Raw genomic sequence first — 19,239 nt, 5'->3', positions numbered from 1 at the left:
GGTCATCGTGGGCGGAAGACGACCTTCCGAACTTCTCAGTCACCGCCTGGGATCTGGTCCTCACGGCACGTCACCTCACGGGTAGCATCCCCAGTTGTTCGCCAGCACACAGCCGTGATGGCCGGGCCACCCCGTCAGAACCCCAATTGAGGATCTCGATGACATCCATACCGGAGGCGCTGCTGTGGTGCCTCAGCGCAGGTACGGCCGCCGCCGTGGTCCTGGCGGCGCTCTCGATACGGGCGAGCGGACAACGCAAGGCCCTCAGAGCGCGCCTTTCCGCCGCTGAGGAACAGAGCAGCGCCACGCTCCACAGCAATACGGAGCTCTCCGCCCGGCTGCGCGCCACCGAGGCCGAGATCCGGCACCTGTCCGGGACCCGGCTCCCCGACCTGACCATGGCGCTGGCCCACCCGCACGTCCCGGTACGCGGGCTGCTGGACCCCCGGTTCGCCGGGACGGAGACGGAGCAGGCGCTCAACGGCGTACTGGAGCAGGTCAGCGAGGCCATCACCAAGGAGCGCGGCCGGGTCGACGCGGCGGCGCAGTCCACCGTCCGCGGCGCGACCACGACCATCCAGGCGCTGCTCTACCGGCTGCAGTCGTCGCTGCAGGAGATGCAGCACCGCTACGACGACCCCCAGATCGCCCAGGACCTGCTGAACGCGGACTTCCTCAACGAGCAGGCGCTGCGGCGCATCCAGGCCACCGGTGTGGTCTGCGGTGCCTGGCCCGGCCTGACCCGTGAGGACTCCTACCTGGCGGAGCTGGTCGTCGGCGCCACCTCGCGGCTGCACGGGTACGAGCGGGTCCAGGTCAGCAACCAGCTGCGCGACCCGATCGCGGTGGTCGCGCGGGCCGTCGAGCCGATCGCCATCACGGTGACCGAGCTGCTGGCCAACGCGCTGCACCACTCGCACCGGGAGCTTCCGGTCACCGTCACCCTCCAGCAGGGCAACCGAGGCGCCTCGGTCATCATCGACGACTACGGCGTCGGTATGCACGCCGACGAGATCAAGGCCGCGATGGAACTGCTGGCCGGCGAGGGCGACCTGCTGCTGACCCAGCTCGGCGACCCGCCGCGGTCCGGCTTCGCGGCGGCCGGCCAGTTGGTGCGCCAGTACGGCTACGGGGTGCACGTCGAGCCGTCGCCGTACGGCGGGGTGCGCGCGGTGGTGTACATCCCGGGCGACCCCCTGCTCACCATCCTCGACGAGAGCACCCAGCCGATGTCCGTGATGGCTCCGCTGCCGCACCGTTCCGGCATGCCGGACCGTTCGACCTCGGTGCTGCCGACCGGGGCGACGGCCAACCCGCCTGCGGCCGCCCCGACCACACCGGCGGCCCCGGCGGCTCCCGCGGCCCCCGCGCCGCAGTCCGCCGACCCCTACGAGGCCGCGGCACCCGCCGCCCCCGCCGAGGGTGAACTCCCCCGCCGGCGCCGCCGCAAGCCCCTCTCCGAACTTGACGAGAGCGCCCAGCGCTCCGCACCCCAGCCCCCACGCTCCCCGGAAGAGACCGGAACCCGTTGGGCCGCCCTACAGCGCGGCACCGAATCCGGCCGGGCAGCAGCTCAGTCAGAACCCCCTCGCAGTCCCGAAGGGAACGCCCAGTCATGAACAGCCCCACCCGCCGCCGCGTCGCCGAGGACAAGTCCTGGGTGCTGGCGCCTCTTTTGGAGTTGCCGCACGTCGTGCACGCCGCCGTGATCTCCGGTGACGGCTTCATCGAGGGCGCCTCGCCCGGCCTGGAGCGGGACTCCGCCGAGGGCGTCGCGGCGATGATGTCCGCGCTGCAGGGCGCGGGGCGCGCCGTCACCGCGGCGTTCGCCGGGAAGGACGACACCCAGCTGCGGCAGACCGTCATCGAGTCCGACGACGGCTTCGTCTTTGCGATACCGGCCGGCCAGAACACCTGCCTGGCCGTCTTCGCCGACCCGGAGGTGAACATGGGAGTGGTCGCGCACCAGATGCAGATCCAGGTGACAACGCTGGGCAAGAAGGTCATGAACAGCCCGACCCGGGACCTCGGTAACCCGGCATGACCCCGCGCCGGAGCAGCGGACGGCGCCTCGTACCGGCCTATCTTGCGACCGGCGGACGCGCCCAGCCCAGCCGTAACACGTTCGACCGGCTCACCCTGCTGCACAGCGTGGGGATGCCGATCACCAGTGAGGTACGCCCGGAAGAGCAGCGCATCCTTGCGCTGCTCGAACCCGGGGCGCTGTCTCTGGCCGAGGTCGCCGGCCACCTCCACCTTCCCGTCAGCGTGGTGAAGGTGCTGGTGGCGGACCTTGTCGACGCCGGGCGGCTGAACGCCCGTGCCCCCATTCCCGAAGCCGAGCAATTCGACCGACAGATCCTGGAGAGGGTTCTCGATGGACTCCGCTCTCTCAAGTCCTAGCCCCGGCAGCGCGACCGGCGGCAGCATGTACCTCTCGGGCGACCACCAGACGCTGGTCAAACTGCTGGTCGCGGGGCCGTTCGGCGTCGGAAAGACCACGCTCATCCGTGCGCTGTCCGAAACCCCGCCGCTGCACACCGAAGAGGTCATGACCCAGACCGGCGCGGTCGTCGACGACCTCGCCGGGGTCCGGGACAAGACCACCACCACCGTCGCCATCGACTTCGGGCGGCTGACGCTGCCCGGGGACCTGGTGCTCTACCTGTTCGGCACGCCCGGGCAGAAGCGTTTCCGCCCGCTGTGGTCGGACATCGCCCGCGGCGCGCTGGGTGCCCTGGTCCTCGCGGACACCCGCCGGCTGGCGGACTCCTTCGAGGTGATGGACATCATCGAGGAGGCCGGGCTGCGCTACGCGGTGGCGGTCAACACCTTCCCCGACGCGCCCCAGTACGACGTCGACACCCTCCGCGACGCGCTCGATCTGCACCCCGAGACGCCGCTGGTGCTCTGCGACGCACGCGACCGGGAGCAGTCCGTCGACGCGCTGATCGCGCTCGTCGGGCACGTCCTGGCCCACACCCCCGAGGAGAACCCGAACCCGTGACTTCCCCGCACCAGCCGGGAGCCGCACCGCCACCGGGCTGCCCGGCGCACGCCGCCGCACCACCGCACCCGGGCATGGCGCCGTCGGTCCGGCCCGACGCCCAGAGCCCGGTGAAGCTCTACGGACCCGAGTTCGCCGCCGACCCGCGCGGCATCTACGCCCAGCTGCGGCAGTACGGCGCACTGGCCCCGGTGGAGATCGCACCGGAGGTGACCGCGATGCTGGTCACCGACTACCGGGCGGCGCTCGACCTGCTCAACGACGACGCCACCTGGTCGAAGGACTCGCGGGAGTGGATGCAGACCGTCCCCGCGGACTCGCCGGTGATGCCGATGCTGATGTGGCGGCCCAACATCTTCTACGCCGACGGGCCGGCGCACGTCCGCTACCGCGACGTGGTCGTCGACAGCTTCAAGCTGGTCGAACCGCATGAGCTGCGGGCCCGCGTGCACCACGCCGCGGACACCCTGATCCAGCGGTTCGGCGCCCGGGGCGAGGCCGATCTGATCGCCGACTACGCGCGGCTGATCCCGCTGCTGATGTTCAACAACCTCTTCGGGATGCCGGACTCCTACAGCGAGCGGCTGATCTCCGCCCTCAGCGGGATGCTGGAGGGCAACTCCCCCGAGGAGGCCGCGGCCGCCAACGAGGCGTTCACCAGCTACATCATGGAGTTGGTGGGCTCGAAGAAGGCCCAGCGCGGACTGGACCTGACCTCGTGGTTCATGGACCACCCCAATGCGCTGACCGACGAGGAACTGATCCACAACATCGTCCTCACGATGGGCGCCGGCAATGAGCCGCTGGCCAACCTCATCGGCAATGCGCTCTCGCGGATGCTGTCCGACGACCGCTACTACCACACCCTCTCCGGCGGGGCGCTCACCGCGCACGACGCGATCAACGAGGTGCTGTGGAACGACCCGCCGCTGACCAACTACTCCGCCCACTTCCCGGTCCGTGACGTCTTCTTCCACGGCACCTGGGTGCGCAAGGGCCAGCTGGTGATGGTCTCGTACGCGGCCTGCAACAGCCAGTACGACACCGGCTCGCTGCAGACACCGGGTTCGGGCGGCGGCTCGCACCTGGCGTGGGCGGCCGGCCCGCACGCCTGCCCGGTGAAGCGGCACGCACTGCTGATCGCCACCACCGCGATCGAGCGGCTCACCGCCTGGCTCTCCGACATCGAACTCGCGGTGGACGCCTCCGAGTTGCGCTGGCGCCACGGCGCCTTCCACCGGGCGCTGGTCGCCCTCCCGTCCCGCTTCACGCCCATCACTCCCGACCAGGCAGGAGCCACTCCATGGCACAACAGGGACAGCAGCCCTACGTCATCGACCCGGCCGGAAGCGACATCCACGGAGAGGCAGCCCGCCTCCGCGAGCTAGGGCCGGTGGCCCGGATCGAGCTCCCCGGCGGTATCGAGGCCTGGGCGATCACCAGCCACACCCTCCTCAAAGACCTGCTGACCGACGACCGGGTCTCCAAGAACCCCCGGGACCACTGGCCGGCCTGGCAGCGCGAGGAGGTCCGCAGCAGCTGGCTGCAGACGTGGGTCGGCGTCACCAACATGTTCACCGCGTACGGGGCCGATCACCGCCGGCTGCGGAAGCTGATCGCCCCGGCGTTCACCGCCCGGCGCACTGAGGCGATGCTCCCGCGCGTGGAGCAGATCACCCAGGATTTACTGGGCCGGCTGGACCGGCACCCGGCGGGCACCGTCGTCGACCTCCACGCGGAGTTCGCCCATCCGCTGCCGATGCAGGTGATCTGCGAGCTCTTCGGCATCCCCGAGGGTGAGCGGCGCGCCGAACTCGCCCGGCTGATGGAAGCCATCATGGACACCACGGCGACTCCGGAGCAGACCGCGGCCACCGGCGTGGGGGTGCATACGCTGCTGTCCGGCCTGGTCGCCGAGAAGCGGTCGCAGCCCGACGACGACCTCACCAGCCTGCTGGTCTCCGCCCGCGACGACGACGGCGGCCGGATGACCGAAAAGGAGCTGCTGGACACCCTGCTGCTGGTCATCGGCGCCGGCCACGAGACCACCGTCGACCTGATCGGCAATGCGGTGCACGCCCTGCTCACCCACCCCGACCAGCTCAAGCTGGTGCTGTCGGGCCAGGTGCAGTGGAACGACGTGATCGAGGAGACCCTGCGCTGGGCCCCCAGCATCGCCAGCCTTCCGCTGCGCTTCGCCGTGGCGGACATCGAGGTTCCGGGCGGCATCACGATCCGCAAGGGCGAGGCGATCCTGCCCGGGTACGCGGCGGCCGGCCGGGACCCGGGGTTCCACGGTGCCAGCGCCGGGGAGTTCGACGTCCAGCGTGCCACCCAGGAACACCTCGCCTTCGGCTACGGCGTCCACCGCTGCGTCGGTGCGCCGCTGGCCCGGATGGAGGCGGGGATCGCCCTCCCGGCCCTCTTCGCGCGCTTCCCCGACCTCGAACTGGGCGTTGCCGCCGAGGAGTTGGAGCCGTCGAGCGGTTTCATCTCCAGCGGTCTGCGCAGCCTGCCGATCCGCCTGTCACCCCGCTGATCGAGTACGACCGCGCAGCTCCGGCCGGGCCCCGTCACCCTCGGGTGGCGGGGCCCGGTGCGTGTCGAGGCCCGGTGCCTGCCGGGGGCGACCCTCGCGGGCCGCGTCGGGCGGGTGGGCGAGGGAGCGGACGGCGGCCGTGCGTCAGAACGAGGTGCGGGCGCGGCGGCCGTCATACCTCAAGAGGCCAGCGGGCGGCGGCCGTCATGCCTCAGGACGGGGTGCGGGCGGCGGCCAGCAGTCTGCGGGTTTCCCCGGGCCGCAGCATCAGCGCACTGCCGACCGTGGTCAGGACCTCGCGTTCCGCGGGGGTGTAGGCGCCGTCGGCGAGGGCGATCCGTGCGCCCTGGAGGAGCAGCGACTCACGGCCCGCGGGGGCGAGATGGGGGGCGAGCGGCTCCAGCGACTCATGGAGCTCTATGGCCAGCGCGGTGCCGCAGGGGTCGAGCCCCGGGTGACCCCAGTGGCCGCCGCCGAACGCCGCTTCGTACCCGACGGCCGGCCGGCCGGCATCGGCGGCGAGCGCGGCGAGGAGGGTGAGGAGCTGGTCCTCGGAGCAGTCCGGGAAGCCGGCCGCGCGGACCGCGTCGACGGCGGTGTCACGGACGGTGCGCGAGGCCGTACCGCCGGCCGCCAGCAGGGCGAGGGTGACGGTGTGGACGGCGTCCCGGAGCATCGCGGAGAGGCGGACGGTGGTGGGGTGGTCGAGGGCGTCCAGACCGAAGTGGCCCTGACATGCGGAGCATTCCAGGACGGGGCCGGTGATGCCGCGGGAGAGCAGCGGGATGCCGAGGACGGTGAAACGGCGGATGCCGCTGCGGCGGAGGTAGTTGCGGTCGCCACCGCAGTCCGGACAGAAGAACTCGCCGTCGCCGACGGTACGCCAGGACGTGCGCACTCCCATCACACACACCTTGTGCATCGCGTCAGCTCTCCGTAACTCCCCCGCAAGCCCGATAGGCACGGGAGGTACCCCCATGGCCCCGTCGCCCCATTGGGCGTGATGTTAGCCACATCAGTGATGCGGCGTCAGCACCTCGTATCGGACAACCGGCCATACGGTGCGGGGCTCCGCCCTTCCGGGAGGGGGGAGAAGGGCGGAGCCGCCTTGACGCCGGGCCGCAGCGGGCCCGGTCAGCCCTCCGAGGCCAGCGCGCGGGTCACCTGGCGCGCCTGATTGTCCAGGCCACGGGCGTTGGGGTGGACGAAGGTGCAGGCCGCACCGGAGCCCGGGATCTTGCGGCACTGCTCCGACGGCTCGTCCGTCTGGTCGCCGTGCCCGGTGAGGTCGTCCTTGATCCCGTACATCCATGTCACCGCCTTACTCGCGCACACCCCGTGTCCCACGCTGGGGCCGTAGGTGTCGACATAGGCGGCGCCGCGCTCCGCCGCGTGCCGTTCGAGCAGGCGGTTGAGCTGCTGTTCCAGCCCGTCCAGCCAGGGCATGTCGCCCTTCTTGACGCTGCCGAGCTGGTTCCAGTGCAGGAAGCTGCAGCCGGTGCTGTCCGGCACGATGGCCGGATATCCGACGACGGCGACCCGGGCGTGCGGAGCGCGCGCATGGATCACCGCCATCATGTCGCCGAAGTCCTGGTCCAGCTGGTCGAACCGCTCCTGCAGCCAGGCCGCCCCCGCCCCGCCGCCGGTGTAGTACTTCGTACAGGGCGTGCGCTGGAGGGGCTGGCTGAGGCCGAGTTCGATGCACTTCAGCATGATCGGGCCGAAGCCCAGGGAGTTGCCGCCGACGCCGACGGTCACCACATCGGTGTCCCGGGACAGCGCCTCGACCTGCGGCGCCAGATCGGACCAGCCGCCCGGCGGCGGGATCGACGGCGGCCCGTAGATCTTGGAGGCCGGCTGCGGTTGCAGCACCCCGTCGACCACCTCGGCGGCCCCGCAGGTCACGTCCCGCAGCCGGAACCCGAGCTGCTCTGCGACCTGGTGGGGGTAGTTGCGCCAGGAGCGGCCGCAGCCGTCGTGGTCCTCCCAGGGTCGGACGAACACCCCGGCACTGTAGGAGTCGCCGAGCGCGACGTAGTTGGGGCGGTCCTGGGCGACGGCCGGGGCCGGGGCGCCGCCGGCCGGGGCGAGGGCGGAGGCCACCACGGCGAGGGCCGCGGCCCCGGCCAGTGCCAGCCGGGAGAAGGCGGGCATACGGAATCTGCGCATCGGTACGTCCTTGGTGTCCGCGCCGCGGCCTGCCCGACTGGCGCTCATCACCAAACGTACCAATGACATTACTCAGAGTGATGTCCGGGGATTTCAAACCCCACCTTCAGGTGGACGGGGCGCACACCCCCGCGCCCCCGCAGCTCGCCGGGAGCTGCGGGGGCGCGTCGGACGGGCCGGGCCCGCGGGGTCAGCGGGTGGCGCGGTTGACCGCGGAGACGACCGCCTTCAGCGAGGCACGTGTGGTGTTGGGGTCGATGCCGATGCCCCACAGCACCTTGCCGTCGATGGCGCACTCGATGTACGAGGCGGCCTGCGCGGAGGCGCCCTCGCTCATGGTGTGCTCCTGGTAGTCCAGCAGGCGCACGTCCACGCCGACGCCCTGGAGCGCGTCGAAGAACGCGGAGATCGGGCCGTTGCCGGAGCCGGTCAGCACGGTGTCCTGGCCGTCCACCACCGCTTCGACGGTCAGCGCGTCCACCCCGTCGCGGTCCGTCGTGGTCTGGCCGTTCTTGACCTGGATGCGGCCCCAGGGGTTCTCGGGGTTGGGCAGGTACTCGTCCTGGAAGGCGGACCAGATGGCGGCCGGGGTGACTTCGCCGCCCTCGGTGTCGGTCTTCTCCTGGATGATCCGGGAGAACTCGATCTGCATCCGGCGGGGCAGCTCCAGCTTGTGGTCGTTCTTCAGGACGTAGGCGATACCGCCCTTGCCGGACTGGGAGTTGACGCGGATGACGGCCTCGTAGGAGCGGCCGACGTCCTTGGGGTCGATGGGCAGGTACGGCACCGCCCACTCGATCTCGTCGACGGTCTTGCCCTGGGCGGCCGCGTCGGCCTGCATGGCGTCGAAGCCCTTCTTGATGGCGTCCTGGTGGGAGCCGGAGAAGGCGGTGTAGACCAGGTCGCCCGCGTAGGGGTGGCGCGGGTGGACCTCCATCTGGTTGCAGTACTCGCTGGTGCGACGGATCTCGTCGATCTGCGAGAAGTCGATCTGCGGGTCGACGCCCTGGGAGAACAGGTTCATGCCCAGCGTCACCAGGTCGACGTTGCCGGTGCGCTCACCCTGCCCGAACAGGCAGCCCTCGATCCGGTCCGCGCCGGCCATGATCGCCAGTTCGGCGGCGGCGACGGCGGTGCCGCGGTCGTTGTGCGGGTGGACGGACAGGCAGACGTGCTCGCGGCGGGAGAGGTTCCGGCTCATCCACTCGAAGCGGTCCGCGTGCGTCGACGGCGTCGAACGCTCCACCGTGGCGGGCAGGTTGAGGATGATCTCGCGCCCCTCCTCGGGCTGCCAGACGTCCATCACGCCCTCGCAGACCTCCAGCGCGAAGTCCAGCTCGGTGTCGGTGAAGATCTCCGGCGAGTACTGGTAGCCGAAGGTCGTCTCGTCGCCCAGCAGCTTCTCGGCGTACTCCATCACCAGTCGGGTGCCGTCCACCGCGATCTGCTTGACCTGGTCCTTCGAACCGCGGAAGACGACCCGGCGGAAGACCGGGGCGGTGGCGTTGTACAGGTGGACGGTGGCGCGGTGGGCGCCGCGCAGCGATTCGACGGTGCGCTCGATCAGCTCCTCGCGCGCCTGGGTCAACACGGAGATGGTGACGTCCTCGGGGATCGCGCCCTCTTCGATGATGGAGCGGACGAAGGCGAAGTCGGTCTCCCCGGAGGACGGGAACCCGACCTCGATCTCCTTGTAGCCCATGCGTACCAGCAGGTCGAACATCTCGCGCTTGCGGGCCGGCGACATCGGGTCGATCAGCGCCTGGTTGCCGTCGCGCAGGTCGGTGGAGAGCCAGCGGGGGGCGACCGTGATCCGGTTGTCCGGCCAGGTCCGGTCGGGGATGTCGACGGCTTCGTAGCGGCCGTACTTGTGGATCGGCATCCCGGAGGGCCGCTGCGTCTGCGTGGCGTTGGTGACCGGGGTGCGGCGGCCGACGGCGTGGGCGGCGGGGCTCGACGGATTCGTCATGGTGCGTAGGGCTCCTCGTATGTCCGCTGGAGGGGGTCCCCCTGCCCCTGGGGGCTGGGAGGGGCCGACGGGGCGAACGATCGCAGCACCGAACTCCGCGGGGAGGGGGTCGGCCTACGACTACAGGCCCTCACCGCGGCAGCTAAGGAGAAGCAGCCCAAAACGCATGGTGCACAGCACCCTAGCTGAGGTACGGCCCGAGTGGCGGATGCGTATCAGTATGCGGGACCGGGACGGACGTCATGGAGTAAATGCGACGAACCACACATATTCGGGAATCCCGTGCACGCCCAGTGACATGAGAGCTACACAATGCCACCGTTTGTCCATGGACCTCAACGACGCCGGCAAGAAGACCGACGACTCGACCCCTGTCCGCCCCGTCTTCTGCACGATCGTCCCGCCGCACATCCTCGACAACCTCGCCCAGTCGGACGACCCGGACCGGCACGGACCGGCCCGCCGGACCCTGGAGCACGACCACGTACGGCGCACCCGGCGCCGCGAGATCGCCGCCGCGGCCCGCACGCCGGGCGAGCCCGCCGCGGGCGCGGACAAGCCGACCCGCACGATCTACGACGCCCGCCACCAAGAGGACCTGCCCGGCACCAAGGTGCACGAGGAGTCGGACGGTCCGTCCAAGGACGCCTCCGTCAACCGCGCGCACGCCGGCCTCGGCGCCACCTTCGACCTCTACCTCAAGATCTACGGCCGGAAGTCCATCGACGGCGCCGGCCTGCCGCTCGACGCCACCGTCCACTACGGCGAGAAGTACGACAACGCCTTCTGGGACGGCGAGCGGATGGTCTTCGGCGACGGGGACAACGACCTGTTCAAGGACTTCACCATCCCGGTCGACGTCATCGGGCACGAGCTCACCCACGGCGTCACCCAGTACACCGCCAACCTCGACTACCAGGGCCAGTCCGGCGCCCTCAACGAGTCGGTCTCCGACGTCTTCGGCAGCCTGATCAAGCAGTACGCCCTCGGGCAGACCGCCGACCAGGCCGACTGGCTGATCGGCGCCGAACTGCTCGGCCCGAACGTCACCGGCAAGGCCCTGCGCTCCATGAAGGAGCCCGGGTCGGCGTACGACGACGACGTCCTCGGCAAGGACCCGCAGCCGGCCACCATGAAGGGCTACGTCCGCACCACCGACGACAACGGCGGGGTGCACATCAACTCCGGCATCCCCAACCACGCCTTCTACCTGGTCGCCAGCGCCCTCGGTGGCAAGGCCTGGGAGCGCGCCGGGCAGATCTGGTACGACGTGCTGACCGGCGGCGAGCTGGCGCACAACGCCACGTTCGCCGACTTCGCCAAGCTCACGGTCAAGGCCGCCCAGGCCCGCTTCGGCGCCGGCGACGAGCACGAGGCCGTGGTGAAGGCCTGGACCCAGGTCGGCATCGGCGAAAAGTAGTCCGCACGGCCCGGACGGGCGGGGGCGCCCGGCAGGCGCTCCCGCCCCACCCCCGACTACCGTGGCCGTAGGCCCTGTCGGCCCACGGCCCGTCCATAAGGGGCCGCATCCGGGGTAGGAGTCCGTCGCAGGACGTCGGAGGAGCCCGTAATGCGCATTCATGTCCACCGCACCGGCGGCTTCGCGGCCATCGACCGCCGCGCCGAGATCGACACCGCGGGACGCGAGGACTCCGGCGAGTGGCAGTCCCTCGCCGAACGCGCCGTCGCCGCGGCCCACACCGAACCCCCCATAGGAGTCCCGGACGGCTTCAGCTACCAGATCACCGTCGACGGCCGCACCGTCTACTGCTCGGACCCCCGCCTCACGGACGATCAGCGGACGCTGATCACCAAGGTGATGAAGGAAGGGGCGTAGGCCCCGTAGCGTCCGCGCACCGGGCCGGGCCGCCCGTTCACGGGGTCGGCCAACGGTTCACGGGGCCGGCTGCGCGCCGTCCTCGGCGGGCCGGTCCCCGGCGCCGAACAGGGCCGCGGCTTCTCGGCCGAGGGTCTGGTTCCGGGTGACGTACGGCCGGAGCTCGGCCTCGTAGGCGGCGAACGCGGCGGTGTGGTCGCCGCCCGCCGCGGCCAACTGCCGGGCCAGCGACCGCGCGCCGAGCAGTGCCTGTGAGGTGCCCATGCCACTGGTGGGGGCGGCGCCGTACCCCGCGTCCCCGACCAGCGCGATCCGGCCGTGCGACCAGCGGCCGAGGTGGACCTGGCAGGCGGAGGCGAAGTGGAAGTCCGCCGCCCGGGCCATGGCCTCCAGGAGGCGTGGCGCCTGCCAGCCGTGACCGGCGAAGGCGGTCCGCACGGCATCCTGCTGTGCGGCACGGTCGCACCGGTCCAGCGCGGCCGAGGCGGTGGCGAACGACAGGCTGACCGTGAGCCGGTCCGGGTCGCCCGCGCTGAACAGATAGATCGCGGTGTCCCCGGTGCGCTGCAACACCCCGCGGCGGTCGAGACCGAGGTGGTTGGCGGTGGTGAACCCGGCGCCGGACATGCCCAGGTGCCGCACCGCGTCGGCGTGCGGACCGAACGCCAGCCGCCGGACCGTGGAATACACCCCGTCCGCGCCGATCACCAGGTCGAAGTCGCGGGGCGCCGCACGCTCGAAGGTGACCGAGACACCGGAGTCGTGCGGAGTCAGCGTGGCGATGGAGTCGCCGAAGACGTACGCCACCCCGTCCGAGGTGATCCGGTGCAGGATCCGGGTCAGTTCGCGCTTGGGCACCTCCAGTTCGCCGGCGAACGCCGCGGCGGGCAGCTCGCCGGTCACCGCGCCCGCCCCGTCCAGCAGCGTGGTGCCGCGCATCCTGGTGTCGTGGGCGCGTACCTCGTCGAGGATGCCCAGCTCGTCCAGGACCTCGAACGCCGCACCGCGGAAGTCCACCGCGTACCCGCTGTCCCGGAGGGCCGGGGCGCGCTCCACCACGGTCACCTGGTGTCCGTCCCGGTGCAGCAGCTGGGCAAGGGCGGGGCCGGCCACGCTCGCACCGGAGATCAGAACCTTCATCGTCGTCATGGCGGGACGGTAACGAGGGTTTGACCAAATGGTCAATCCGGATGGTCAAACCATGCGGATGAACCGTTTGGTCAACCGCTGGGGTAGGGTGCCGCCATGGGGAATCGTGAGGATCTGCTCGCCGGGGCCCGGCAGTGCCTGATCGAGCGGGGATGGGCCCGTACCACCGTCCGCGACATCGCCGCGGCGGCCGGGGTCAGCCATGCCGCCATCGGCTACCACTTCGGCTCCAGGGACGCCCTGCTCACCCAGGCACTGGTGGCGGCGGTCGACGAACTCGGCGACGAACTCGCCGGCGCCGCTGACGAGGAGCCGGAGCGCCGCTGGCAGGCCCTGATCGACAGCTTCAGCACCCACCGGGCCCTGTGGGTGGCCCAGTTGGAGGCCGCCGTCCAGGCCGAGCGGTCGCCAGAGGTACGGGAGCACCTCGCCAAGGGGCAGCGCGAGGGGCGGGAGGGCCTCGGCGGCTCGGTGCCGCTGGCACTGCTGACCGGCCTGATGCTGCAGTGGCTGGTGGACCCCGAACACGCCCCCTCCGGCGCCGAGGTGGCCGCCGAACTCCGCGCACTCACCGCTCGCTGACCACCGGGCCGTAACGACCACCGGGGCGTGGGCGGCGCGGGACCCAGTGCGGCCGGTGCGGGACCCGGTGCGGCCAGTGCGAGCCCCGGTGCAGCCGGTGCGGGGCCCGGTGCGGACGGGGCCCTGGCCCGGCCGGTGCGGCCCGCGCGTGCGCCCCAACCCCCTTGCGGGGAGGCCCCCTTGACACCGTTACCCCCGGTTACAAGGATCCCGGCATGACTTTGGTGCCGGACCCGCCCGCGTCCCTGCCCCGCTTCCCCCGCGACTTCCTCTGGGGGGTGTCCACGTCCGCCGCGCAGATCGAGGGGGCGGTGGCGGAGGGCGGGCGGGGGCGGTCCTCCTGGGACGTGTTCGCGGCGGAGAGCGGGCGGATCAAGGACGGGTCCGACGCGCGGGTCGCGACCGATCACTACCACCGGTACCCCGAGGACGTGGCGCTGCTCAAGGGGCTCGGGGTGCGGGCGTACCGCTTCTCGGTGGCCTGGCCACGGGTGGTGCCGGACGGCGCCGGGGAGGTCAATGCGGCCGGGCTGGACTTCTACGACCGGCTGGTGGACGCGCTGTTGGCGGCCGGGGTCGAGCCGGTGCCGACGCTGTTCCACTGGGACACCCCGCAGGCCCTGGAGGAGGGCGGCGGCTGGCTCCGGCGGGAGACCGCCGAGGCGTTCGCCGGGTACGCGGACGTGGTGGCGGCCCGGCTCGGGGACCGGGTGGGGCGGTGGATCACCCTCAACGAACCGGCCGAACTGACGTTGCTGGGCTACGGGGTGGGACAGCATGCCCCGGGGCGGCAGCTGCTGTTCGACGCGCTGCCGGCCGCCCACCACCAGCTGCTGGGGCACGGCCTGGCGGTGCAGGCGCTGCGCGCCCGGGGCGCACGCAGCATCGGCATCGCCAATTCGCACGGCCCCACCTGGGCGGCCTCCGGGTCCGAGGCGGACCGAAGCGCCGCGGACCTCTACGACCTGCTGCTCAACCGGCTGTTCGCGGAGCCGCTCCTACTGGGGCGCTACCCCGGGGCGGAGCTGGGGTTCGACGTGGCGGACCTGATGCCGGGCCCGGTGGCCGAGGACCTGAAGGTGATCTCGGGCCCGCTGGACTGGTACGGGATCAACTACTACCAGCCCACGAGGGTGGGGGCGCCGACGGAGTCCGGCGGTGCCGCGCCGGCCGAGTTCGCGGGGATCGCACTACCGCCCGAACTGCCCTTCGCACCCCGGGAGATCGAGGGCTACCCGCGGACGGACTTCGGGTGGCCGGTGGTGCCCGAGGCGCTGACCGAGCTGCTGGTGTCGTTCCGGGAGCGGTACGGCGACCGGCTTCCGCCGCTGGTCATCACCGAGAACGGGTGCTCCTACGAGGGGACCGAGGACGAGGAGCGGATCGCGTTCCTGGACGGGCACCTGCGGGCGCTGCACGCGGCCATGGCGGCCGGGGTGGACGTGCGGGGGTACTTCGTCTGGTCGTTGATGGACAACTTCGAGTGGGCCGAGGGGTACGCCCGCCGGTTCGGGCTGGTGCACATCGACTACGAGACGCTGGCCCGGACGCCGAAGGCCTCGTACCGGTGGTTGCGCGACGTGCTGCGGGAGCAGGAACGGGGATGACCGGGGCGGCGGCTCCGGAGGCGCTCGCCGAGCCGTCACAGGAGGTACGGCGGGGGTGGACCGCCTCGCTGGCGCTGGCGAACGGCGCGGCCTGGGCCGGGTGGTACGGGCCGCTGCAGATCCTGCTGGCCCTGCAGGCGGCGCAGCTGGCGCCGCCCGGCGTGGCCAAGGAGTCGGTGCTGGCGTGGGTGACGGGGCTGGGCGCCGCGGTCTCGATGGTCGTCAGCCCGGTGTTCGGGGCGCTGTCGGACCGTACGACGTCGCGGTTCGGGCGGCGGACGCCGTGGATCGTGGCCGGCGCCGGGGGCGGGGCCGCGGCGCTGGTGCTGCTGGGCGGGGCGCGGAGCGTGCCGGCGATGGCGGTCGGCTGGTGCGGCGTCCAGCTCACGCTGAACGCGGCGTTCGCGGCGCTCACCGCGGCGGTGCCGGACCGGGTGCCGCACCGGCAACGGGGCGCGGTGGGCGGCTGGCTGGGCGCCGCGCAGATCCTGGGCGTGGTGGCCGGGACCGGGCTGGCGACGGCCGGGGCCGGGGTAGCCGGGGGCTATCTGGCCTGCGCCGGCTGTGTGGTGCTGGGCACGCTGCCGTACGTGCTGGGCCACCGGGACCCGGTGCTGCCGGCGGTGCGGCGGCCGGCGCGGGGCGTGGGCGCCGTGCTGCGCGGGCTGTGGATCAGTCCGCGCCGGCACCCCGATCTGGCCTGGGCCTGGCTGACCCGGTTCCTGATCAACCTCGGCAATGCGCTGGCGCTGCTCTACCTGCTCTTCTACCTGCGGGACGGGCTGCACCGGCCGGACCCGGACGGCGGGGTGCTGCTGCTGACCGCGGTCAACGGCGTCACGCTGCTGGGCACGGTCGTGGTGGCTGGGATCTGGTCGGACCGGGCCGGGCGGCGGAAGCCGTTCGTGCTGGCGGCCGGGGTGGTCATGACGGTGGCCACCGGGCTGCTGGCGCTCTGGCAGACCTGGCCGGGCGCCCTGTGTGCCGCGGCGCTGCTCGGCGTCGGCTTCGGCGTCTTCACCTCCGTCGACCTGGCGCTGATGACGGATGTGCTGCCGACCGCCGCCCACCGCGCCAAGGACCTCGGCCTGATCAACATCGCCAATGCGCTGCCGCAGGTGGCTGCCCCGGCACTGGCCGCGCCGCTGGTGCACCAGCTCGGCGGCTACCGGGTGCTGTACGGCGTCGCGGCGGGGATCGGCCTGCTGGGGGCGGTGCTGGTGCTGCGGATCCGCAGCGTGGCGTAGGCCCGGTGGGGCGCGGGCCGCGCCGCCGGGCTCAGAAGCCCAGCTTGCGCAGCTGCTTGGGGTCGCGCTGCCAGTCCTTGGCCACCTTGACGTGCAGATCGAGGAAGACCGGCGTACCGAGCAGCGCCTCGATGTGCTTGCGCGACTTGGTCCCGACCTCCTTCAGGCGCTTGCCCTTCGGGCCGATGATGATGCCCTTCTGGCTGGGGCGCTCGATGTAGACATTGGCGTGGATGTCCAGCAGCGGCTTGTCGGCCGGGCGGTCCGTGCGCGGCAGCATCTCCTCGACGACCACCGCGATCGAGTGCGGCAGCTCGTCGCGTACGCCCTCCAGCGCCGCCTCACGGATCAGCTCGGCGACCATGACCTGCTCGGGCTCGTCGGTGAGGTCGCCCTCCGGGTAGAGCGCGGGGCCCTCCGGGAGGAGCGGCACCAGGAGGTCGGCGAGCAGGGACACCTGGTTGTCGCCGACCGCCGAGACCGGGATGATCTCGGCCCACTCGATGCCCAGCTCCTTGCCCAGCCGGTCGATCGCGATCAACTGGGCGGCCAGCGCCTTGGAGTCGACCAGGTCGGTCTTGGTGACGATGGCGACCTTCGGGGTCTTCTTGATCTCGGCCAGCTCACCGGCGATGTACCGGTCGCCCGGGCCGATCTTCTGGTCGGCGGGCAGGCAGAAGCCGATCACGTCCACCTCGGACCAGGTGGTGCGCACCACGTCGTTGAGCCGCTCGCCGAGCAGGGTGCGCGGCTTGTGCAGGCCCGGGGTGTCAACGAGCACCAGCTGGGCGTCGGCACGGTGCACGATGCCGCGCACCGTGTGACGGGTGGTCTGCGGGCGGTTGGAGGTGATGGCCACCTTCGTGCCGACGAGAGCGTTCGTGAGGGTGGACTTGCCCGCGTTGGGGCGGCCGACGAAGCAGGCGAAGCCGGCGCGGTGCGGGGCGGAGGAGTCTGTGCGAACGCTCATGGCGCCCATTCTCCCCGATCCCGGGCGCCGCTCCGACCACGCCGGGCGGCACCCGCCCCCAGGCCGCCCCGGCCCTGGTCCGCTGCTCTGCGGGCTACGCCTGGCCGGCCGGGACCGTGGTGCGCACGGTGCCGTCGGGACCGGCGACCAGCACCGGCGTCTCCGGGCCACCGAGGTCCCGTACGGCCGCGCGGTCCGCGTCGGCGGCGCGGTCGGCGTCGGTGACCACGGCCGCGGCCTCCAGCGACCGCGCCCCGCTGGCGACGGCCATGGCGACGGCCGTCTGCAGCGCGCTGAGCTGAAGCGACTCCAGGGCGACGGTGCCGGCGACATAGGTGCGGCCGGTCTCGTCGCGGACGGCGGCGCCCTCGGGCACGCCGTTACGGGCCCGCGCCGAACGCGCGAGCGTGACGATCTTGCGGTCTTCGGGGTCCAGCGGTGCGGCTTCGGTCATACGGGCGAGCATATGCGCCGCCCACCGGGCGCCCGTACGGGGATCGCCCGGCCGCCGGGTACGTCCCCCGTCCCCGGCGGCCCTGCCGGTCACCGCCGGCTGCGGGCGCCCCCGCACCTCGCATCGCGTACGAGGAAGAAGATGGCTGCCCCGGTCCCCCGTCGCCGGGGCAGCCTGCGCGGCAAGATTTCTCGGTGGATTTCTCTCACGCAGAGTGGCCGCATTCCGCGACCGCTCGAAGATCCTTCCACGGCGGCCCCGACAGATTCCAGCCCCACCAGAAATGGCTTGCAGAACATTTCTGATGCACTGGAGATAAGGAGCCGGCTATACCGCCGCCGCATTTCGACGAGGCGCGGCGGCGGGGAGGGCGCCTCGGGTATTACCCGGAGAGCTCCCCGGCACCGCCCGGGTCCTCCGAGCGGACCGGCTCGCACAGCACCGTGACGATCTTGTTGCGGCGGCCGGCCGGGGACTCCGCGGTCAGCCGGAGCGCCTTCAGACCGGGGTCGGTGGCGTCGCCCGAGACATCGACCTCGGCGGTCGCCCCGGCGATCGGGACCCGCCCGAGCAGCTTGGCCAGCAGGCCGCCCACCGTTTCGACGTCCTCGTCGTCCAGCTCGGCCAGACCGTACAGCTCGCCGAGATCGCCGATGTCCAGACGGGCGGTGACGCGATAGCGCCCGTCACCCAGATCCTCGACGGGCGGCAATTCACGGTCGTATTCATCGGTGATCTCGCCGACGATCTCCTCGAGGATGTCCTCAATGGTGACAATGCCGGCAGTGCCGCCGTATTCGTCGATCACCACTGCGACATGATTGCGGTCCTGCTGCATTTCCCGCAGCAGATCACCGGCGTTCTTGGTGTCCGGAACGAAGACCGCCGGGCGCATGGCGGTGGAGACCAGCTCGTTCTCGGCGTCGCGGCTGATGTGGACCTTGCGGGCCAGGTCCTTGAGGTAGACCACCCCGACGATGTCGTCCTCGTTCTCGCCGGTCACCGGGATGCGGGAGAACCCGGAGCGCAGCGCCAGGGTCAGCGCCTGCCGGATGGTCTTGAACCGCTCGACGGACACCAGGTCCGTGCGCGGCACCATGACCTCGCGTACGAGGGTGTCGCCGAGCTGGAAGACGGAGTGCACCATCCGGCGCTCCTCGTCCTCGATCAGCGACTCCTTCTCGGCGAGGTCGACCAGCGAGCGCAGCTCGGCCTCGGAGGCGAACGGGCCCTTGCGGAAGCCCTTGCCGGGGGTGAGGGCGTTGCCGATGAGGATCAGCAACTGCGGGATGGGGCCCATGATGCGGGCCAGCGGCAGCAGCACGTAGGCGGCCACGGTGGCGGTGTTGAGCGGGTGCTGGCGGCCGATGGTCCGCGGCGAGACGCCGACGGCGACGTAGGAGACCAGCACCATCACCCCGATGGCGACGGTCAGCGCCTGCCAGGTCTCGTCGAACGACTGCAGCGCGGTGTACGTCACCAGGACGCCGGCGGCCATCTCGCAGCCGACCCGCACCAGCAGCGCCACATTGAGGTAGCGGGTGGGGTCGGCGGCGACCTGGGCGAGCTTGGCGCTGCCGCGCCGGCCGGAGCGGACCGCCTCCTCGGCGCGGAAGCTGGTGGTCCTGGCCAGACCGGCCTCCGCACAGGCGGCGAGCCAGGCGATCACGACGAGCAGGACCGCGACCGCGATCAGCGAAGTGGTCATC

General features: G+C 71.7%; 18 protein-coding genes. 11 read left to right on the top strand and 7 right to left on the bottom strand.

Annotation, left to right across the window (positions count from 1 at the left end; all coding sequences use genetic code 11):
* The first annotated feature begins 158 nt into the window (after positions 1-158).
* The 6 genes from AB0G84_RS01330 to AB0G84_RS01305 are packed head-to-tail and all read left to right on the top strand — an operon-like array spanning position 159 to position 5,546.
* The gene (locus AB0G84_RS01330; protein ID WP_361313775.1) at positions 159-1,619 is read left to right on the top strand and encodes an ATP-binding protein; all 1,461 of its coding nucleotides are present in this window, start codon (positions 159-161) and stop codon (positions 1,617-1,619) included.
* Positions 1,616-2,044: a roadblock/LC7 domain-containing protein gene (locus AB0G84_RS01325; RefSeq protein ID WP_361313772.1), complete on the top strand. Its 429-nt coding sequence runs from the start codon at positions 1,616-1,618 to the stop codon at positions 2,042-2,044. The genes AB0G84_RS01330 and AB0G84_RS01325 overlap by 4 nt, the downstream gene beginning before the upstream one ends.
* A complete protein-coding gene (locus tag AB0G84_RS01320) occupies positions 2,041-2,403 on the top strand; it encodes a DUF742 domain-containing protein (RefSeq protein ID WP_361313770.1) in 363 nt (120 codons plus the stop codon). The genes AB0G84_RS01325 and AB0G84_RS01320 overlap by 4 nt, the downstream gene beginning before the upstream one ends.
* A gap of 25 nt (positions 2,404-2,428) precedes the next feature.
* A complete protein-coding gene (locus AB0G84_RS01315) occupies positions 2,429-3,007 on the top strand; it encodes an ATP/GTP-binding protein (RefSeq protein ID WP_361313767.1) in 579 nt (192 codons plus the stop codon).
* Positions 3,004-4,395, top strand: a complete 1,392-nt coding sequence (locus AB0G84_RS01310; RefSeq protein WP_361313765.1) for a cytochrome P450 — start codon at positions 3,004-3,006, stop codon at positions 4,393-4,395. The genes AB0G84_RS01315 and AB0G84_RS01310 overlap by 4 nt, the downstream gene beginning before the upstream one ends.
* Positions 4,311-5,546 (top strand): cytochrome P450, encoded by a 1,236-nt coding sequence (locus tag AB0G84_RS01305; protein WP_361313762.1) that lies wholly within the window; start codon positions 4,311-4,313, stop codon positions 5,544-5,546. Before AB0G84_RS01310 ends, AB0G84_RS01305 begins: the two co-directional genes overlap by 85 nt.
* A 211-nt stretch (positions 5,547-5,757) precedes the next feature.
* Here AB0G84_RS01305 and AB0G84_RS01300 read toward each other — a convergent pair whose 3' ends face one another.
* From AB0G84_RS01300 to leuA, 3 genes are all read right to left on the bottom strand, one after another.
* Complete coding sequence (locus tag AB0G84_RS01300) at positions 5,758-6,468, bottom strand: TerB family tellurite resistance protein (protein ID WP_361313759.1); 711 nt, start codon at positions 6,466-6,468, stop codon at positions 5,758-5,760.
* A 212-nt stretch (positions 6,469-6,680) separates the two neighbouring features.
* Positions 6,681-7,715, bottom strand: coding sequence for an SGNH/GDSL hydrolase family protein (locus tag AB0G84_RS01295; RefSeq protein ID WP_361313757.1), 1,035 nt, complete (start codon positions 7,713-7,715; stop codon positions 6,681-6,683).
* A 190-nt stretch (positions 7,716-7,905) separates the two neighbouring features.
* Positions 7,906-9,684: a 2-isopropylmalate synthase gene (gene leuA / locus AB0G84_RS01290; RefSeq protein ID WP_361313755.1), complete on the bottom strand. Its 1,779-nt coding sequence runs from the start codon at positions 9,682-9,684 to the stop codon at positions 7,906-7,908.
* A 328-nt stretch (positions 9,685-10,012) separates the two neighbouring features.
* On the opposite strand from leuA, the gene AB0G84_RS01285 reads away from it, so the two are divergent.
* Positions 10,013-11,104 carry a M4 family metallopeptidase gene (locus AB0G84_RS01285; protein ID WP_361313752.1) on the top strand — a complete coding sequence of 364 codons (1,092 nt, stop codon included), beginning with the start codon at positions 10,013-10,015 and terminating at the stop codon, positions 11,102-11,104.
* 150 nt (positions 11,105-11,254) lie between these two features.
* Positions 11,255-11,521: a protealysin inhibitor emfourin gene (locus tag AB0G84_RS01280; protein ID WP_361313750.1), complete on the top strand. Its 267-nt coding sequence runs from the start codon at positions 11,255-11,257 to the stop codon at positions 11,519-11,521.
* Between the two features lie 57 nt (positions 11,522-11,578).
* On the opposite strand, the gene AB0G84_RS01275 is transcribed toward AB0G84_RS01280, so the two are convergent.
* Complete coding sequence (locus AB0G84_RS01275; RefSeq protein ID WP_361313748.1) at positions 11,579-12,670, bottom strand: FAD-dependent monooxygenase; 1,092 nt, start codon at positions 12,668-12,670, stop codon at positions 11,579-11,581.
* Positions 12,671-12,766: 96 nt separating this feature from the next.
* Between AB0G84_RS01275 and AB0G84_RS01270 the strand changes: the two genes are divergently transcribed.
* From AB0G84_RS01270 to AB0G84_RS01260, 3 genes are all read left to right on the top strand, one after another.
* Positions 12,767-13,252, top strand: a complete 486-nt coding sequence (locus tag AB0G84_RS01270) for a helix-turn-helix domain-containing protein (RefSeq protein WP_361313746.1) — start codon at positions 12,767-12,769, stop codon at positions 13,250-13,252.
* 215 nt (positions 13,253-13,467) lie between these two features.
* Positions 13,468-14,859: a GH1 family beta-glucosidase gene (locus AB0G84_RS01265; protein ID WP_361313743.1), complete on the top strand. Its 1,392-nt coding sequence runs from the start codon at positions 13,468-13,470 to the stop codon at positions 14,857-14,859.
* Positions 14,856-16,106, top strand: coding sequence for an MFS transporter (locus AB0G84_RS01260; RefSeq protein ID WP_361313741.1), 1,251 nt, complete (start codon positions 14,856-14,858; stop codon positions 16,104-16,106). Before AB0G84_RS01265 ends, AB0G84_RS01260 begins: the two co-directional genes overlap by 4 nt.
* Before the next feature lie 31 nt (positions 16,107-16,137).
* Here AB0G84_RS01260 and era read toward each other — a convergent pair whose 3' ends face one another.
* The 3 genes from era to AB0G84_RS01245 all read right to left on the bottom strand — a co-directional run bounded on the left by era (position 16,138) and on the right by AB0G84_RS01245 (position 19,238).
* A complete protein-coding gene (era, locus tag AB0G84_RS01255) occupies positions 16,138-17,076 on the bottom strand; it encodes a GTPase Era (protein ID WP_361313738.1) in 939 nt (312 codons plus the stop codon).
* A gap of 94 nt (positions 17,077-17,170) precedes the next feature.
* Entirely contained in the window at positions 17,171-17,530 is a 360-nt protein-coding gene (locus tag AB0G84_RS01250; RefSeq protein ID WP_361313735.1) for a cytidine deaminase, read from the bottom strand.
* A gap of 382 nt (positions 17,531-17,912) precedes the next feature.
* Complete coding sequence (locus AB0G84_RS01245) at positions 17,913-19,238, bottom strand: hemolysin family protein (protein WP_361313733.1); 1,326 nt, start codon at positions 19,236-19,238, stop codon at positions 17,913-17,915.
* Position 19,239 lies beyond the last annotated feature (1 nt).

The organism is Streptomyces sp. NPDC020742 (assembly GCF_040641675.1).
Taxonomy (GTDB): domain Bacteria; phylum Actinomycetota; class Actinomycetes; order Streptomycetales; family Streptomycetaceae; genus Streptomyces.
This window is presented reverse-complemented; position numbering and strand designations above follow the sequence as displayed.

What these genes read in the sequence shown, in the direction of transcription:
- AB0G84_RS01315 (WP_361313767.1), top strand. Translation starts at nt 2,429, where the DNA reads ATGTACCTCTCGGGCGACCACCAGACGCTGGTCAAACTGCTGGTCGCG.
- AB0G84_RS01325 (WP_361313772.1), top strand. Translation starts at nt 1,616, where the DNA reads ATGAACAGCCCCACCCGCCGCCGCGTCGCCGAGGACAAGTCCTGGGTG.
- AB0G84_RS01330 (WP_361313775.1), top strand. Translation starts at nt 159, where the DNA reads ATGACATCCATACCGGAGGCGCTGCTGTGGTGCCTCAGCGCAGGTACG.
- AB0G84_RS01295 (WP_361313757.1), bottom strand. Translation starts at nt 7,715, where the DNA reads ATGCGCAGATTCCGTATGCCCGCCTTCTCCCGGCTGGCACTGGCCGGG.
- AB0G84_RS01245 (WP_361313733.1), bottom strand. Translation starts at nt 19,238, where the DNA reads ATGACCACTTCGCTGATCGCGGTCGCGGTCCTGCTCGTCGTGATCGCC.
- AB0G84_RS01270 (WP_361313746.1), top strand. Translation starts at nt 12,767, where the DNA reads ATGGGGAATCGTGAGGATCTGCTCGCCGGGGCCCGGCAGTGCCTGATC.
- AB0G84_RS01275 (WP_361313748.1), bottom strand. Translation starts at nt 12,670, where the DNA reads ATGACGACGATGAAGGTTCTGATCTCCGGTGCGAGCGTGGCCGGCCCC.
- era (WP_361313738.1), bottom strand. Translation starts at nt 17,076, where the DNA reads ATGAGCGTTCGCACAGACTCCTCCGCCCCGCACCGCGCCGGCTTCGCC.
- leuA (WP_361313755.1), bottom strand. Translation starts at nt 9,684, where the DNA reads ATGACGAATCCGTCGAGCCCCGCCGCCCACGCCGTCGGCCGCCGCACC.
- AB0G84_RS01300 (WP_361313759.1), bottom strand. Translation starts at nt 6,468, where the DNA reads ATGCACAAGGTGTGTGTGATGGGAGTGCGCACGTCCTGGCGTACCGTC.
- AB0G84_RS01260 (WP_361313741.1), top strand. Translation starts at nt 14,856, where the DNA reads ATGACCGGGGCGGCGGCTCCGGAGGCGCTCGCCGAGCCGTCACAGGAG.
- AB0G84_RS01320 (WP_361313770.1), top strand. Translation starts at nt 2,041, where the DNA reads ATGACCCCGCGCCGGAGCAGCGGACGGCGCCTCGTACCGGCCTATCTT.
- AB0G84_RS01285 (WP_361313752.1), top strand. Translation starts at nt 10,013, where the DNA reads ATGGACCTCAACGACGCCGGCAAGAAGACCGACGACTCGACCCCTGTC.
- AB0G84_RS01250 (WP_361313735.1), bottom strand. Translation starts at nt 17,530, where the DNA reads ATGACCGAAGCCGCACCGCTGGACCCCGAAGACCGCAAGATCGTCACG.
- AB0G84_RS01305 (WP_361313762.1), top strand. Translation starts at nt 4,311, where the DNA reads ATGGCACAACAGGGACAGCAGCCCTACGTCATCGACCCGGCCGGAAGC.
- AB0G84_RS01265 (WP_361313743.1), top strand. Translation starts at nt 13,468, where the DNA reads ATGACTTTGGTGCCGGACCCGCCCGCGTCCCTGCCCCGCTTCCCCCGC.
- AB0G84_RS01280 (WP_361313750.1), top strand. Translation starts at nt 11,255, where the DNA reads ATGCGCATTCATGTCCACCGCACCGGCGGCTTCGCGGCCATCGACCGC.